Genomic DNA, 13,625 nt, shown 5'->3' with positions numbered 1-13,625 from the left:
TGAACTCTGAACTCTAAACTCTAAACTCTAAACTCTGACCCCTGAACTCTGAACTCTTTTTTTAACAACCAACAAAGGAGTAACCAAGCATGAGATTACGCGATCTCGTGACGCCTTTCGTGCGTCCTAAGAATACGAAGATGAGTGCCGCTGGCCCGCTGGTGGCGTTTAGCCATATCGGCAAGCCCAAATGGACGCCGCGCCGTTATGACGCGCTGGTGGAGGAAGGCTTTCGCCGCAACGTCGTTGCTTATCGCTGCGCCACGATGATCGCCAGCGCCACCGCGAACGTGCCGTGGCTTCTTTACAACGCGGCGGATGAGGAGTTGGCCGATCATCCTTTGCTTGCGCTGCTTGATCATCCCAATCCGGTGCAAGACGGCGTGTCGTTTTTGGAAAGCCTTGTCATCAATCTGGAAACATCCGGCAATGCGTATATCGAGGCGGTGCGGCCTGACGATGAAAAAGCGCCGACAGAGCTTTACATTTTGCGGCCCGACCGTATGAAGGTGATCCCCAGTGCGAGCGGCTTGCCTGCGGGTTATGAATACACGGTAGATGGTCGCACGGCGCGGTGGATGGCTGACCCGATTACGGGCGAGTGCGGCATTTTGCATCTAAAGCATTTTCATCCGCTAGATGATTGGTATGGCATGGCGCCGCTAGAGGCCGCGATGTTGCCCGTCGATCAACATAACGCGGCCAGCGCGTGGAACCAATCGCTTTTGAATCAAGGGGCGCGGCCTTCGGGCGCTTTGGTTTTTGCGCCTAAGGAAGGGCCGGCCAGTTTGTCGGATGATCAGCTTTCGCGCCTGCGTGATGAGATGGATCAGCATTTCGCAGGGCGGCGCGGCGCGGGGCGGCCTTTGATTTTGGAAGGCGGCCTTGATTGGCGTGAGATGAGCCTTTCGCCCAAGGATATGGATTGGCTGGCGGGGCGCGACGCGGCGGCGCGGGATATTGCGCTGGCGTTTGGCGTCCCTTCGCAGCTTATCGGCATCGAAGGCTCGCAGACTTATGCGAACATGGCCGAGGCGAGGCTAGCGTTTTATGAGGAGACGGTGCTGCCGCTTCTGTCAAGGCTTATTGCAGCCTTCGATCATTGGCTTGTGCCGATGTTCGGTAAGGATTTGTCTTTGGACTTTGATCGCGATGAGATCAGCGCGCTTACCGTCCGCCGCGACGTTTTGTGGGACAAACTGCAAAAGGTGGACTTCCTGACCATCGACGAAAAACGCGCCGCGCTGGGCTATGAGCCGATGGAAGGGTAGGAAGATGGACGCATGGCAACAAATAAAAACGATCCATAGCGAGGCGCAACATTTGGCTTTTGATCGTTACTTGTGTAAAGGCCGCGTGCCGCCAAGGCTGATCCAAATCATTAGCGTTGCGGCGCGGCTTAAGGCACTGGGCGAGGAGGCCGCAAAGTATCGTCCCGATCAACCCCGCGCCCCATCGGGGCAACCCAATGGCGGGCAGTGGGTTGATGCGGGGGGCGGAAGCGGCGGCGGAGGGGTTGGCGGCGGTCATGCTAGCCCCTTTCTGGATGGATCGGACATTGACGATCCGCCGTTAAAGCCGGTGTATCCAGAAGTTTTATTGCTGCCGTTTTTAAGGGTTCCTCGAATCCTTGGTGCGGTAAGAGCTTTTATTGCGGTCAACAGGAGGGGCGCAGATTGGACCCTTGGTCAATTTAAAACCCCTAAGCGTTGGGCTAACCAAATGGAAAAACGAAACTGGACACCAGATGAAATTACGCAGACAATTAAGCTTGGAAAGAAGTATCCTTCACCTAACAAGGTTCATCCTGAGAATCTTGCTATAAGATACCAGAACCATAGAACAGGAAAGTTTGTCGTTCGTGATGAAGTGACGCGGGAGATTTTGCAGATAAGCGGGGATGATTTTATTGCTAACAAACCATAAATCTGTAGGAGATGTGCTAATGTATGATAAAAAAACCGTCAAGATTTATATTCCTCTTTTGGATGAAGGGGCCCCAACCTTACGGCCGACGCAGGCGATCTCTTTGGGCGGCGATTTATATAAGATATTGCCAACGCCAGATTATGATCCTGAAGATGAGACGTGGGAGTTTTTGCCTAGTTCAGTGGTGAGGTGCGATAAAATTGTGAGTTCGGCGACAGGAGAGAAGGTTTTAAGAGCTCGTGAAGTGCGCATGCCGGATGGTTCTTTTCACCTTAGTGATGATTTACAGCAAAAAAAGTGACGCGGGAGATTTTGCAGATCGGTGGGGAGAATTTTACGCCGAACCGTCAGTGGCCATAAGGGAGGTGGCTTACATGTCAGAAGAAAAAACGATAACAGTTTTTGTTCCTCTTTGTGATGAAGGGACGCCGACGTTGAGGCCAACGCAGGCAATCCCCTTGGGTAATGATTTGTACAAGATATTGCCAACGCCAGATTATGATCCTGAGGATGAAACGTGGGAGTTTCTGCCTGGCAGCGTCGTTCGGTGTGATAAGATCACAAGTTTGACGACAGGAAAAATAATTCTGCGCGCCAATGCAAAACGTGAAGATTCGGGATCTTATACATTGTCAAAGGAGTTCTCTTCCTTATAAGTCATCTTGACAATACCAACGCAGGAGATTTTGCAGATAAGCGGGGAAAACTTCAACCCATCAAAACTATCTCAATAAGCAGATGGATTTGTTTTTCATATTTTGGGAGAAAGTCATGAATGTTGCGAAGACTGTAGAAATATTTATCGCGTCACTTGGTCGATCTTGAGAATATAGACGGAAAATTTCGAGTTTGTCCCATTGTTGCTTCAAAGGGCATGGGGCGGCTTCAAGGCGTTTGCATTGAAAAAGAAGAATGAAGCGAAGAACTGGGTAAACAATAAAAAGCCTCGCGGTGACGCGGGGCTTTTTTGTTGGGGTCAATTTAAAAAGGAGAGGACATGACGATACATCATTTTTCCGGTGCGATGGAGATTAAGTCCATCGCGCAGGACGGAACTTTTACGGGCTATGCCAGCGTGTTCGGTGAGCTGGATAGCCAAAACGAAATCGTGGAGCGCGGCGCGTTTACGCGCACGCTTGCGAAATGGCGGGTGAAAAATAGCGCACCCGCCATGCTGTGGATGCACGATCCAACCCAGCCCATTGGGCTCTGGATCGCGATGGCAGAGGATGCCAGCGGCCTTGTTGTTCATGGCCGTCTGGCGCTGGGCACGCAAAAGGGGATGGAGGCGTATGAGCTGCTTAAAATGAAAGCGCTGACGGGTCTTTCCATCGGCTATCGCGTGGTGACCAGCCGCATCGACAGCAAAAAGAAGGCGAAGATTTTGACAGAGGTTGATTTGTTCGAAGTCTCGCTGGTTACCTTTCCCGCCAATGACGCCGCGCGCGTCAGCGGCGTGAAAGCGCCACCCGCCAAAGCGCCCGCGAAAAAACGGCAGAGCGACAAGGTGGCGGCGAAGAAGGCGGCGGCGCGGCTTAAAAAAGCCGCAAGGACGTTGAGGGGGAGAGGATAGAAACTGGGGTGCTAAAGGGCAAAAAGCTGTCATCCCCGCGAAGGCGGGGATCCAGCGCCGCGCGTCTGCGCGGCGTATGAGGAAAAAACGATCAACAATGCGCTTGCTTCATTTTTTTTGAGTCATGCGCTCGCTATCGCTCGCAGCTGTCATCCCCGCCTTCGCGGGGATGACGAAGGGGGCTGGGTTGTTTTCCTTTTTCTAAACCCGAGTCCCGAGTCCCCAGTCCCTTTTTAAAATTAACAACACACAAGGAGAATTATGAATGATTGATATGAATGAAGTGCAATCGTCCGCTGAAACACTGGCGCGCGCGTTTGAAGAATACAAAAGCGTAAACGATACGCGCCTTGCCGAGATTGAAAACAAAGGTAGCGCGGACGTAATTACGACCGAAAAACTGGGTCGCATGGATGATGCCTTAAACAAATTACAAAACGATTTGTCGGGTGTGAAAACGGTGCTTCGTCGTCCAGCCTCTTCGGCGGCGGCGGGATTTGACCCGAAAGAGGCGCAAGGCGAGGACGGCGAGTACAAGGCCGCCTTTATGCGCTATATCACCAAAGGCGTAGAGCCAGAGTTGGCCAGCTTTAAGGCGATGAGCACAACCACAGATGAGCAGGGCGGGTATTTGTTGCCGACGGATTTGTCGAGCCGCATTGTCACGCGCCAGTTTGACACGACGCCTATGCGTCAGTTGGCCACCGTCATGAGCATTTCTTCGGACGCCGTAGAAATATTGCGCGATACGACGGAGGCTGAGGCTCAATGGGTATCCGAGCTTGCCACGCGCAACGATACGGATGAAGGCACGATTGGTCGCATCCGTATTCCCGCGCATGAGTTGTATGCTCAACCTAAGGCGACGCAAAAGCTTTTGGATGACTCGGTTTTGAATGTCGAGGAATGGCTGGTCGGGCGCGTGGCCTCATCGTTCGCAAGAAAGGAAAACCTTGCCTTCGTGAGTGGTGATGGCGTCAATCAGCCTCGCGGGTTCCTTAGCTATACGACGGCGGCAACGTCCGATGCGACCCGCACATGGGGCGTGATGGAGCATGTTGCGACCGGTGCGGATGGCGCTTTTGCCTCATCCTATGGCGCGGACGTTTTGATTAGTCTGATGAACAAGCTGAAGGCCGGTTACTTGCCCAAGGCAACGTGGCTGATGCCGCGCAGCGTGGTCGATGCTGTCCGCAAGTTCAAGGAAAGCGGTACGGGCGCTTACATCTGGCAGCCCAGCTTGCAGGCCGACACGCCCGCAACGCTGCTTGGCTATCCGATCATGCTGGCTGACGATATGCCATCCGTTGCGTCGGGCAGCTTGTCGGTCGCGTTTGGCAACTTTGCGGAAGGCTACACGATTGTTGATCGCATCGGGCTTCAAGTTCTGCGCGATCCGTACACTGCCGCGCCGTTCGTGAAGTTCAGATCTAGCAAACGCGTCGGCGGCGATGTCGTCAACTTTGATGCGATCAAGGTTCTGAAGTTCGCAACAGCATAAAAACTAGAGTTCAGAGTTCAGAGTTCAGAGTAAAGAACCTTGATAGCCATAACTCCTGTCTGTCATGCCCGCGTAGGCGGGCATCCCATTTGGTTTTGCAATAGTGAAGAAAACAAACGGGATCCCCGCTTTAGCGGGGATGACGGAGGGTGAGTGGTGGGATGACGGCGTTTTTTTAAACCTTTGACCCCTGAACCTTTTTTTAAATTACTTATAAATAAGGAGAACATCGAATGCCTAATTTTGTTGTGAATACGCTCTCGCAAGAAACGGCCACCATTGCCGCAGGCGCGGCGTTGTCGGGCGCGGTCAACCTTGGTGGCTTGCGTCTTTTTGGGCTTGTCATGCCTGCCGCGTGGACGGCGGCGGGGATCACGTTTCAGGTTTCTTACGACGGTGGCACAAGCTGGAGCAATCTGTACGATGCCAATGGCAACGAAGTAAGCGTGACGGTAGCGGCCAGCCGCGCCATTGCGCTTGACCCCGTGACCTTTGCCGCAATCTCGATGATCAAGGTGCGGTCGGGAACGGCGGCAGCGCCCGTCAATCAAATAGCTGCGGCAGCGGTTCAGCTTGTTTTGCGGTCAGTCTAATGATGCCGCTTATTATCATGCGGCAGCGCGGCAAGCCCGTGATCGACTGGTCGTTTCTTGGCAGCGCTTTGCCAAGCGGCCTGACGTTCACGCGGGCTTCCGCCGCGACGCGGTTTGACAGCTCTGGCGTGATGCAGAGCGCAGCCGCGAATGAACCGCGCTTTGATTATGATCCCGTGACGCATGAAGCAAATGGCTTGTTGATCGAGGCGTCTCGGCAGAATGTTTTTTTAAACAGCAATGCTCCTGCCACACAAAATATCACCGTTACGGCGCAAGTTTATACGGTGTCGTTTTATGGAAGCGGGAGCCTTGTCCTTTCTGGCGCGCATAGCGCGACGGTCGCCGGTAACGGTTCTTATCCGCTGCGCAGGGCCTATACCTTTACGCCTAGCGCGGGCACGTTGACGGTAACCGTTTCGGGTGACGTTCAAAAAGCGCAGCTGGAGGCTGGCGCTTTTGCCACGTCCTTTATCACGACAAGCGGGAGCGCCGCCACGCGCGCCGCCGATCTTTTATCAACGATAAGCCTTCCTTGGTTTAACGTGGCGCAGGGGGCCTTTTTGGTGGAGTTTGTTTTAAATGGGGCTGCCGCTGGCGGAAACAATTATACGGCCGCGTTTTCCGACGGAACGACCAACAACCTTATCGCGACGTTTTTCTCCGCTTCGACAATAAACGCACAAGGGATCCTTGTTGCCGCCGGAGTGTCTAAAACGAGCGCTGGCACGTCTGGCGCGCTTGGCCTTGGTTCTCTTTCCAAGCAAGCCCTAACCTATAAGACGGCCTCTAATTCTATGTGTTTTAACGGCGTGCTTGATGGGTCCTCTACTTTGGGCGGGGCTGGTCTGCCCAGTTCGATAACCTGTCTGGCTTTGGGGAACAGAGTGGGGGGGGCGTATATCCCAACCCTTTATCTGCGCCGCTTCCAGTATTGGAATCGCGCTCTTGACAACATCGCTTTACAAAGGATTACACAATGACAAACTTTATTGACACCTATTTAAAATCAAAAAGCCGCGAGGCTATGGAAAGTCTTTCTGGGTTTGTCACTACAATGATACCTGTGGCGCAGGGGATCGCCGCTACCCAAGAAATGCCTGCGGCTGGCGATCCCGATTATTTTTATACCTGTGTTCGCAGCGTGTTCCCCATCCCACCCTTTGGTGAGGTCGAGGCGTGCGGCGCGGCGGAAGGGGAGGCCGTTGTTGGGGTGTTTTTGTAAAAGGAAAGATTCAGAAATCAGGGGTCAGGGGTCAGGGGTTGCTCCTGACCCTTTTTTAACAGCAAAGGATTAAACAAAATGATTTCTCATATTTTGATAACGCCGCCTTTGGTGGAGCCGGTGACTTTGGCCGAGGTGAAGGCGCATGCGCGGATTACTCAGGATGATGACGATGCGCTTTTAGAAGGCTTGCTTCGCGCCGCGCGGCAGTGGTGCGAGCATTACACGCGCCGTGCTTTTATCGCGCAAAGCTGGGCCTTGTCGCTCTCGGCCTCGCCCAGCAAACGTTTTGTTGAGTTGCCTCGCGCGCCTGCGCTGGGCGTGAGCCATGTGTATTTGTATGACGAAGAGGATGCGGCGAGCCTATGGGACGCGGCAAATTATTATGTTGATGTTGGCAGCGATTCCGCGCGTCTGGTTTTGCGTGAAGGAGCAAGCTGGCCAACGCTGACCCGCGATGTCGGTGGCATGGTCATCGAATACACCGCTGGTTATGGCGCGGATGGCACAAACGTGCCGGACGGCATCAAACTGGCGATTTTGCAATTGGCAACGCACTGGTACGAGCATCGCGGCGAGGCCATCACGGGCGAGACGATTGCCAAGACTCCGCTGACGATTGAGGCGTTGCTGGCTCCCTATCGTGCTTTGCGCTTGGGGGTTTTATGAGCATGCGTGTCGGCGCGATGCGCGTGCCCTTCCTGCTTCAAAGCGAGACGCTGATAGCGGGGGATCAAGGCGGCGGCAGCCTTAGCCAGTGGCAAACGGTCGGTAGTTTCTGGGGGAGGCTCGATGCCTATACCAAAGGCTATCGCGCCGCGCTAGATGAAAACATCACGCATCAGGTTGTGACGCGTTATCGCTCAAACCTTGCGTTTCAACTGGGGCAACGGCTGGCTTTTGAGGATCGGTATTTCATCATCCGCTTTGTGCGCGAGGTGGATGATCGGCAGCGCCTTGTCGCTCTGTATTTGGAAGAGGTGAGGTATTTGTGAGGGGGCAGAGTTCAGAGTTCAGAGTTCAGAGTTCAGAGTTCAGAGTTCAGAGTTCAGAGTTCAGAGTAAGAAGTGTTGGTTGACATTTATCCTGTGCGTCATCCCCGCGGAAGCGGGGATCCAGCTGCGAGCGATAGCGAGCGCATGACTCAAAAAAAATGAAAAAAAGCGCCTTGTTGATCTTTTTTTCTTCATAACACCCAAGTTTATTGCCCAGTCCTCTGGATCCCCGCTTTCGCGGGGATGACAAAAAGGGGAAAGCGGGGATGACGATGGGGGGCGCAATCCCCCCTGAACTCTGAACTCTGACCCCTGAACTCTGCCACTTATTTTTAAAGGAGAAAAAAATGTCATTCGATGAAGTCAGGTTGCCGCTGCGCGTGCGTTATGGCGCGAGCGGCGGGCCACAATTTTTAACGGACGTTGTGACCACACAAAGCGGGCATGAGCGGCGCAACCAATGCTGGGCGCAGGCGCGTCGGCGCTTTGACGCGCGAACGGGTGTGGTCACAGCGGCGGATGCTTCTCTTTTGGCCGCATTCTTTCAGGCTAGGGCGGGTCGCGCGCGCGGGTTTCGCTTGAAGGATTGGAGCGATTTTACCTCAGCCATAGATGGCGTAAGCGCTTTAACGTTTGTGGATCAAGCGATTGGTGTGGGCGATGGGTCGCAAACGCAATTCCAGCTGGTCAAAAATTATGGCAGTGGCGGCGTGATCCATGCGCGCGAGATCAGAAAGCCCGTAGAGGGTAGCGTTTTGATCGGCGTGGATGGCGTTTTGCATGAGACGGGGTGGAGCGTTGAGGCGACCACGGGTGTGGTTACGTTCGCGCAGGCTCCGGCCAGCGGCGCGGCGATCACGGCGGGCTTTGCGTTTGATGTGCCCGTGCGCTTTGACACGGACAGGCTAACGATGACGCATGAGGATCAAAAGCTGACGCAAGCCGAGATTCCTTTAATCGAAGTGAGGGTGTGATGAAAGAAATCAGCGCGGCGTTGGCCGCTCATCTGGCGGGCGAGGTGACGACGCTTGCGACCCTTGTGAAAATCACGCGGCGCGATGACGTTGTCGTCGCGTTTACGGATCATGACCGCGATTTAAGTGTGGATGACGTGACGTACAAATCCGACGGCGCGTTGTCATCAAGCACGTTGACGCAACGGCTGGACATGAAGGTCAAGGATTTTGATGTCGTGGGTTTGCTGGATAGCGCGGCTCTTTCAGCGGCAGAGATTGAGGCAGGTCTTTTTGATCATGCTCGCATTGACGTGTTTGTCGTCAACTGGGCCGACCTCTCGCAAGGCGCTTTGCAGGTGAGGCGCGGTTGGCTGGGGGAGGTTGCTCTGCGCGGCGGGCAATATGTGGCCAGCTTGCGCGGGCTACACGATTTGCTGACGCGCCGCGTGGGTGAAACGTACACGCCCGAATGCCGTTATGACTGCGGTGAGGCGCGATGCGGCGTGAACCTTGCCGCGCTAACGGTGAGCGGCGTTGTGGGCAGTGTGATCGATGAGCGCACTTTTACGGATGCAACGCGTGGCGAGGAGAGCGGGTATTTTCAGGATGCGACACTGACGTGGACGAGCGGCGCGAATAAGGGCGCAAGTGTGGAGGTTAGCGCGTGGGATTTGCCATCGAAGACGTTCACGCTGTGGCTGCCTATGGGCTCGCCGATTGTGGCGGGTGATGCATATTAGGGCGCGGCGGGGTGCGATAAGCGCTATGCGACGTGCCGCTCAAGGTTCAATAACGGCGCGAATTACGGCGGCTTTCCGTACCTGCCCGGTGTGGGCAAGGTGCTGGATTATCCGGCGTAAGGGGGTGGTCTGTTTTTCTACTGCGTCATGCCCGCGTAAGCGGGCATCCCGTTTATTTTTAAAAAGAAAACTGGATCCCCGCTTTCGCGGGGATGACGGAATTCTTAGGTTTTTAAAGGAACGCATAATGACAGAAAACAAAACAATGATTGCGGCAGCGCGGGCGTGCTTAGGCACGCCCTTTCATCATCAAGGACGCGTGGTGGGGGTAGGGTTGGATTGTATCGGCCTAATTGTCGTCGCGATGCAAGCGGTGGGGAGGCCCGTGCGTGACCGCCTTGATTATGGGCGCAGACCCGATGGCACGTCGCTTATTGCTGCGCTGGAAGCACACGGTATGAGGCGAGCCTCCGCCATGATTGAGGCGGGCGACATTTTGCTTTTTCGTTATGACCATCAACCTCAGCATGTCGCGCTGGCAACCAGCGGGAAGACGATGATTCACGCCTTTGCGGTGGCAGGGCAGGTGGTGGAAACGAACATCGGCGATTACTGGCAGCGGCGGTTGGTGGGGATTTACAGAAACTAGCCCCTCTTTTTTTGAAAGGAAGTAAACAATGGCATCGATTATTTTATCGAGCGTCGCGTCATCTGTTGGTAATGCGATTGTGCCCGGTGTGGGCGGGCGGCTTTTAAGTTCGCTGGCGCGCAAGGTTGGCGGGCCGATTGACAACGCGATAGGGTGGAGCAGCAGCGCGGCGGTCAAGGACGGCGTAAGGCTTGAGAATTTCAAGGTGCAGGACTCGCGCTATGGCATCGCGATTCCTGTTGTTTACGGGAAAATGCGCGTGGCGGGCAATGTCATCTGGGCCTCGGACTTGATCGAGACGGCGCATAAAAGCAACGTATCGGGCGGCAAAGGTGGTGTGATCAGCGGCGCGTTTAGCGCGATGCGCACGACCTATACCTATTCGATCAATGTCGCGATTGCGATTGCGGCGGGCGAGATCGGCAGCCTGCAAACGATTTGGGCGGACAGCAAGGTAATTTATGCGGATGGCGCGTGGGTCAGTGGCGTTGTGGGTAGCGCCAGCTTTCACGGCGGCGCAGCGGATCAGGCCGTCGATCCGTTGTTGGAAGGCTGGCTTGGTGCGGGCCTGACGCCCGCCTATCGCGGCATGGCGTATCTGGTGCTCGAGGGCTTGCAGCTAAAGGGTTTCGGCAATCGCCTTTCCAATCTGACGTTTGAGGTGCTGCCCAAGGACGTGCAGGAAACGCCTCGGTTTTTGGGCGAGGTCAACCCGCAAACGATGCTGGGCATCGTCGCGAATAAGCAGGGTGGCATGCCGCCTATCGTGACAGAGGGTGGCGCGGCCAGCGCAAGGCGGATGCTGATTGGTGGTTATGCCTGTGACGGGTTTCAAGCCTATATGGAGGTGATTGAGTTTGATGTGACGGGCGAGGCTCCCGTAGAAATGGCTCGGACGACAAGTGATGTTTTTGCCAGCGAGGAAGTTGCGGCGCAAAGCTGGGCGATGTCTCCAGATAACCGGATGGTGGCCATTGGTTTTCAGGACAGCGCGGGCGGGAATCCTTTTCGCGTAAGGGTGTACGATAGCGCGACGCGTAACTTTGGCAGCGTTCTAACCCTTAACATGGTCGCGGTCGAAGAGAGGGGGATGATCTGGCTGGATGCGCATCATCTGGCGGTAATGGATCAGCAGGACGGCAAGCGCGGCGTGCGCGTGCTGCTGCGTAGTGGCTCCGCCCTTGCGGATCAGGGATTCTTTGATGTATGGGGCGCGGGTAGCGCGGCTTTGCTCGTGCCTGTTTACTATGCGCAGTTTAAGGCGTTGGGTAGCGGCGCGATGATGATGATGGGCGACCGTGCCCCCAATTTTACCGCGTTTTATGGGCGTTTTCTGTCGTGGGTGGATAACGCCCTCGTGGTGGGCGAGGCCATTACGATTGCCAGTGGCCTTGATGTCGGTAGCGGCAGCGGGATGCAGGTGCGGGTGCTTTCGTGTGGTGAGGACGAATGGGCTTTGCTGTATCTGACGGCAATCGACATGCAAATGATGACGTTTGTGCCGAGTTTGAGCAGTGTTACTGTCACGCGCCCGTGGCAGGTGATCACCAGCGTTGTGATGGGGACGGCGGCCTGTCACGCGCCGATGGCTTCGGGCAGCGCCATTAGAATCCTGCACAGGCCCGCGCTAGAGAATGATTATCGTTTCAGCGAAATCGCGCTGGATGATGGTACGTTTTCTCTGACGCGTGATGCGGCGTTGGTGGAAGGCGCGAGTGTGCCCAGCAACGCTTTTGGCGCGGCGGTCATTGATGCCGCGCGGTTTTTGGTGACGGGTAATGTTGGCTATGACGGCACGTTGGGTAGCCTTGCGATCATTAAGCGGCGCAGCACCGGTGCGGCGTTGGACTCTATCGTCGCGTCGATTTTAAAGCGTGCAGGTTATGACAGCGGCGACTTTGACGTGACGGCTTTGGTGGGCGATGCGGTGATTGATGGCTATGCCCTGACGGATCAGGCGAGCGCGGCGGGGGCTTTGGCGCCTTTGCAAAGCGTGGAGCCTTTTGATTTGGTTGAGCGCGGCTGTCAGCTGATTGCCGTGAAGCAAGGTGGCGGCGCGTCGATTAGCGTGGCGGCGGGTGAGTTGGCGGCCATGGATGAGGGTGAGGCGCCTTTGCTGACGCAGGAAAGAGCGCAGGAGCTTGATCTGCCGATTGAGGTAACGTGCGATTATCACGATGCCTCGCGCGATTATGAGGTCGGCAGCCAGCGGGCGCGGCGGGGCGCGCCGCGTGGTACGCGTGCTGTGGCGAAGGTGGAAGTGCCCGTCGTGTGTACGGCCAGCAAAGCCAAGCAGATTGCCGAAAGGCTGCTTTATACCGCGTGGGTGGAGAGGGATCGTTATCGCTTCTTTCTGTCGCGGCGTTGGCTGGCGGTTGAGCCTAGCGATATTGTAACGCTTGGCGAAACGCGCGTGCGCGTGCTGCGCGTCAGTCAAAAAGGCGGCTTGTTGCAAATCGACGGCGTGGCGGCGGTTCCGGATTCGTTTGGCCGTCTGGCTGTGGCGGATGGTGGCGCGGACAGCACCTCACGCGGGGCGGCCAGCTTTGTGCCTAGCGTTTTGTGCTTGATGGACTTGCCGTTGCTGCGCGGCGTGGACGATCAGGCGGGCGTTTATGTCGCCGTTAGCGGCCTTGATGGCTGGCGCGGCGCAAGCCTGTGGCGTAGCGAGGATCAGGTGAGCTTTTCGCGCGTGACCACGATCACGCAGGCTGCTGTGACAGGCGTTGCGGTGACGGCGTTGCCTGTGCGGCCTGTTGCCGTGACGGATCGCGTCAGCGCTGTGCGCGTGCAGTTGTTGCGCGGCTCTTTAAGCAGCTGCAGCGAGGCTGAGTTGATGAACGGTGCGAATGTGGCGCTCCTTGGCGAGGAGATTGTGCAGTTCCAAACCGCCACGTTGATGGAAGAAGGTCTTTATGAGTTGAGAGGCCTGTTACGGGGACGGCGCGGGACGGACGCGGCGGCGCATCAGGTCGGCGAAGCGTTTGTCTTGTTGCAAGAGGCCGCATTGCAGTTTCTCCCCGCCGCGCTGACGGATAGGAATAAGGTTGTGCATTTCCGTGCGGTATCGGATGGCGGGTCTTTGGACTTCGCGCAGGATATCCCGTTTGCGTATGGATTGAATACGCTAAGGCCTCTTGCGCCCGCGCATGTGCGGTGCGTGCGGGCGGGGGGCGCAGGTAGCGACGCTACTCTATCGTGGGTGCGGTGCGCCCGCAAAAACGCGGCGTGGGTGGACTATATCGATGTGCCCTTGGACGAAAGCGAGGAGCGCTATGTCGCCCACGTGATGAACGGCGAGGCCGTGATGCGGTCTTTCGATGTCGTAGGTGCGACGTCCGTTGTTTATACGGCAGCGATGCAGACGGCGGACTGGGGCGGCGTTATTCCAGCGTTGTTTGATGTGCGCGTCGCGCAGGTCAGCGCGACGTATGGGTTAGGGGTTAGGGGTTAGAGTTCAGAGT

Annotated in this window: 14 protein-coding genes and 1 pseudogene; all 15 read left to right on the top strand. The window is 55.9% G+C overall.

Annotated features, from left to right (window positions below):
- Positions 1-89: 89 nt before the first annotated feature.
- The 15 genes and pseudogenes from WC612_06315 (at position 90) to WC612_06245 (ending at position 13,615) form a co-directional block, all read left to right on the top strand.
- Entirely contained in the window at positions 90-1,271 is a 1,182-nt protein-coding gene (locus tag WC612_06315; protein MFA6280388.1) for a phage portal protein, read from the top strand.
- A gap of 4 nt (positions 1,272-1,275) precedes the next feature.
- The gene (locus WC612_06310; GenBank protein MFA6280387.1) at positions 1,276-1,926 is read left to right on the top strand and encodes a colicin E5-related ribonuclease; all 651 of its coding nucleotides are present in this window, start codon (positions 1,276-1,278) and stop codon (positions 1,924-1,926) included.
- Between the two features lie 19 nt (positions 1,927-1,945).
- Positions 1,946-2,230 carry a hypothetical protein gene (locus WC612_06305; protein ID MFA6280386.1) on the top strand — a complete coding sequence of 95 codons (285 nt, stop codon included), beginning with the start codon at positions 1,946-1,948 and terminating at the stop codon, positions 2,228-2,230.
- Positions 2,231-2,303: 73 nt separating this feature from the next.
- Positions 2,304-2,585: a hypothetical protein gene (locus tag WC612_06300; protein ID MFA6280385.1), complete on the top strand. Its 282-nt coding sequence runs from the start codon at positions 2,304-2,306 to the stop codon at positions 2,583-2,585.
- Between the two features lie 341 nt (positions 2,586-2,926).
- Positions 2,927-3,502, top strand: a complete 576-nt coding sequence (locus tag WC612_06295) for an HK97 family phage prohead protease (GenBank protein MFA6280384.1) — start codon at positions 2,927-2,929, stop codon at positions 3,500-3,502.
- Positions 3,503-3,767: 265 nt separating this feature from the next.
- Positions 3,768-5,003, top strand: a complete 1,236-nt coding sequence (locus tag WC612_06290) for a phage major capsid protein (GenBank protein ID MFA6280383.1) — start codon at positions 3,768-3,770, stop codon at positions 5,001-5,003.
- 233 nt (positions 5,004-5,236) lie between these two features.
- Positions 5,237-5,596, top strand: coding sequence for a hypothetical protein (locus tag WC612_06285; protein MFA6280382.1), 360 nt, complete (start codon positions 5,237-5,239; stop codon positions 5,594-5,596).
- Complete coding sequence (locus tag WC612_06280) at positions 5,596-6,579, top strand: hypothetical protein (protein ID MFA6280381.1); 984 nt, start codon at positions 5,596-5,598, stop codon at positions 6,577-6,579. The genes WC612_06285 and WC612_06280 overlap by 1 nt, the downstream gene beginning before the upstream one ends.
- A complete protein-coding gene (locus WC612_06275; GenBank protein ID MFA6280380.1) occupies positions 6,576-6,821 on the top strand; it encodes a hypothetical protein in 246 nt (81 codons plus the stop codon). Before WC612_06280 ends, WC612_06275 begins: the two co-directional genes overlap by 4 nt.
- A 78-nt stretch (positions 6,822-6,899) precedes the next feature.
- Complete coding sequence (locus WC612_06270; GenBank protein ID MFA6280379.1) at positions 6,900-7,490, top strand: head-tail connector protein; 591 nt, start codon at positions 6,900-6,902, stop codon at positions 7,488-7,490.
- The gene (locus tag WC612_06265) at positions 7,487-7,816 is read left to right on the top strand and encodes a head-tail adaptor protein (protein MFA6280378.1); all 330 of its coding nucleotides are present in this window, start codon (positions 7,487-7,489) and stop codon (positions 7,814-7,816) included. Before WC612_06270 ends, WC612_06265 begins: the two co-directional genes overlap by 4 nt.
- Positions 7,817-8,163: 347 nt before the next feature.
- Positions 8,164-8,790: a DUF2460 domain-containing protein gene (locus tag WC612_06260; GenBank protein MFA6280377.1), complete on the top strand. Its 627-nt coding sequence runs from the start codon at positions 8,164-8,166 to the stop codon at positions 8,788-8,790.
- Positions 8,790-9,632 (top strand): annotated as a pseudogene (locus tag WC612_06255) (DUF2163 domain-containing protein). Before WC612_06260 ends, WC612_06255 begins: the two are co-directional and overlap by 1 nt.
- Before the next feature lie 127 nt (positions 9,633-9,759).
- Positions 9,760-10,161 (top strand): NlpC/P60 family protein, encoded by a 402-nt coding sequence (locus tag WC612_06250; GenBank protein MFA6280376.1) that lies wholly within the window; start codon positions 9,760-9,762, stop codon positions 10,159-10,161.
- 28 nt (positions 10,162-10,189) lie between these two features.
- Positions 10,190-13,615: a phage tail protein gene (locus WC612_06245; protein ID MFA6280375.1), complete on the top strand. Its 3,426-nt coding sequence runs from the start codon at positions 10,190-10,192 to the stop codon at positions 13,613-13,615.
- Positions 13,616-13,625 lie beyond the last annotated feature (10 nt).

It is taken from the genome of Bdellovibrionales bacterium (assembly GCA_041662785.1).
Lineage (GTDB): Bacteria > Pseudomonadota > Alphaproteobacteria > UBA9219 > UBA9219 > UBA8914.
Note: the sequence above shows the minus strand (reverse complement) of the source record. Positions and strands in the feature narration are given on the sequence as shown.

What these genes read in the sequence shown, in the direction of transcription:
- WC612_06305 (MFA6280386.1), top strand. Translation starts at nt 1,946, where the DNA reads ATGTATGATAAAAAAACCGTCAAGATTTATATTCCTCTTTTGGATGAA.
- WC612_06275 (MFA6280380.1), top strand. Translation starts at nt 6,576, where the DNA reads ATGACAAACTTTATTGACACCTATTTAAAATCAAAAAGCCGCGAGGCT.
- WC612_06260 (MFA6280377.1), top strand. Translation starts at nt 8,164, where the DNA reads ATGTCATTCGATGAAGTCAGGTTGCCGCTGCGCGTGCGTTATGGCGCG.
- WC612_06315 (MFA6280388.1), top strand. Translation starts at nt 90, where the DNA reads ATGAGATTACGCGATCTCGTGACGCCTTTCGTGCGTCCTAAGAATACG.
- WC612_06265 (MFA6280378.1), top strand. Translation starts at nt 7,487, where the DNA reads ATGAGCATGCGTGTCGGCGCGATGCGCGTGCCCTTCCTGCTTCAAAGC.
- WC612_06310 (MFA6280387.1), top strand. Translation starts at nt 1,276, where the DNA reads ATGGACGCATGGCAACAAATAAAAACGATCCATAGCGAGGCGCAACAT.
- WC612_06290 (MFA6280383.1), top strand. Translation starts at nt 3,768, where the DNA reads ATGATTGATATGAATGAAGTGCAATCGTCCGCTGAAACACTGGCGCGC.
- WC612_06285 (MFA6280382.1), top strand. Translation starts at nt 5,237, where the DNA reads ATGCCTAATTTTGTTGTGAATACGCTCTCGCAAGAAACGGCCACCATT.
- WC612_06295 (MFA6280384.1), top strand. Translation starts at nt 2,927, where the DNA reads ATGACGATACATCATTTTTCCGGTGCGATGGAGATTAAGTCCATCGCG.
- WC612_06280 (MFA6280381.1), top strand. Translation starts at nt 5,596, where the DNA reads ATGATGCCGCTTATTATCATGCGGCAGCGCGGCAAGCCCGTGATCGAC.
- WC612_06245 (MFA6280375.1), top strand. Translation starts at nt 10,190, where the DNA reads ATGGCATCGATTATTTTATCGAGCGTCGCGTCATCTGTTGGTAATGCG.
- WC612_06270 (MFA6280379.1), top strand. Translation starts at nt 6,900, where the DNA reads ATGATTTCTCATATTTTGATAACGCCGCCTTTGGTGGAGCCGGTGACT.
- WC612_06300 (MFA6280385.1), top strand. Translation starts at nt 2,304, where the DNA reads ATGTCAGAAGAAAAAACGATAACAGTTTTTGTTCCTCTTTGTGATGAA.
- WC612_06250 (MFA6280376.1), top strand. Translation starts at nt 9,760, where the DNA reads ATGACAGAAAACAAAACAATGATTGCGGCAGCGCGGGCGTGCTTAGGC.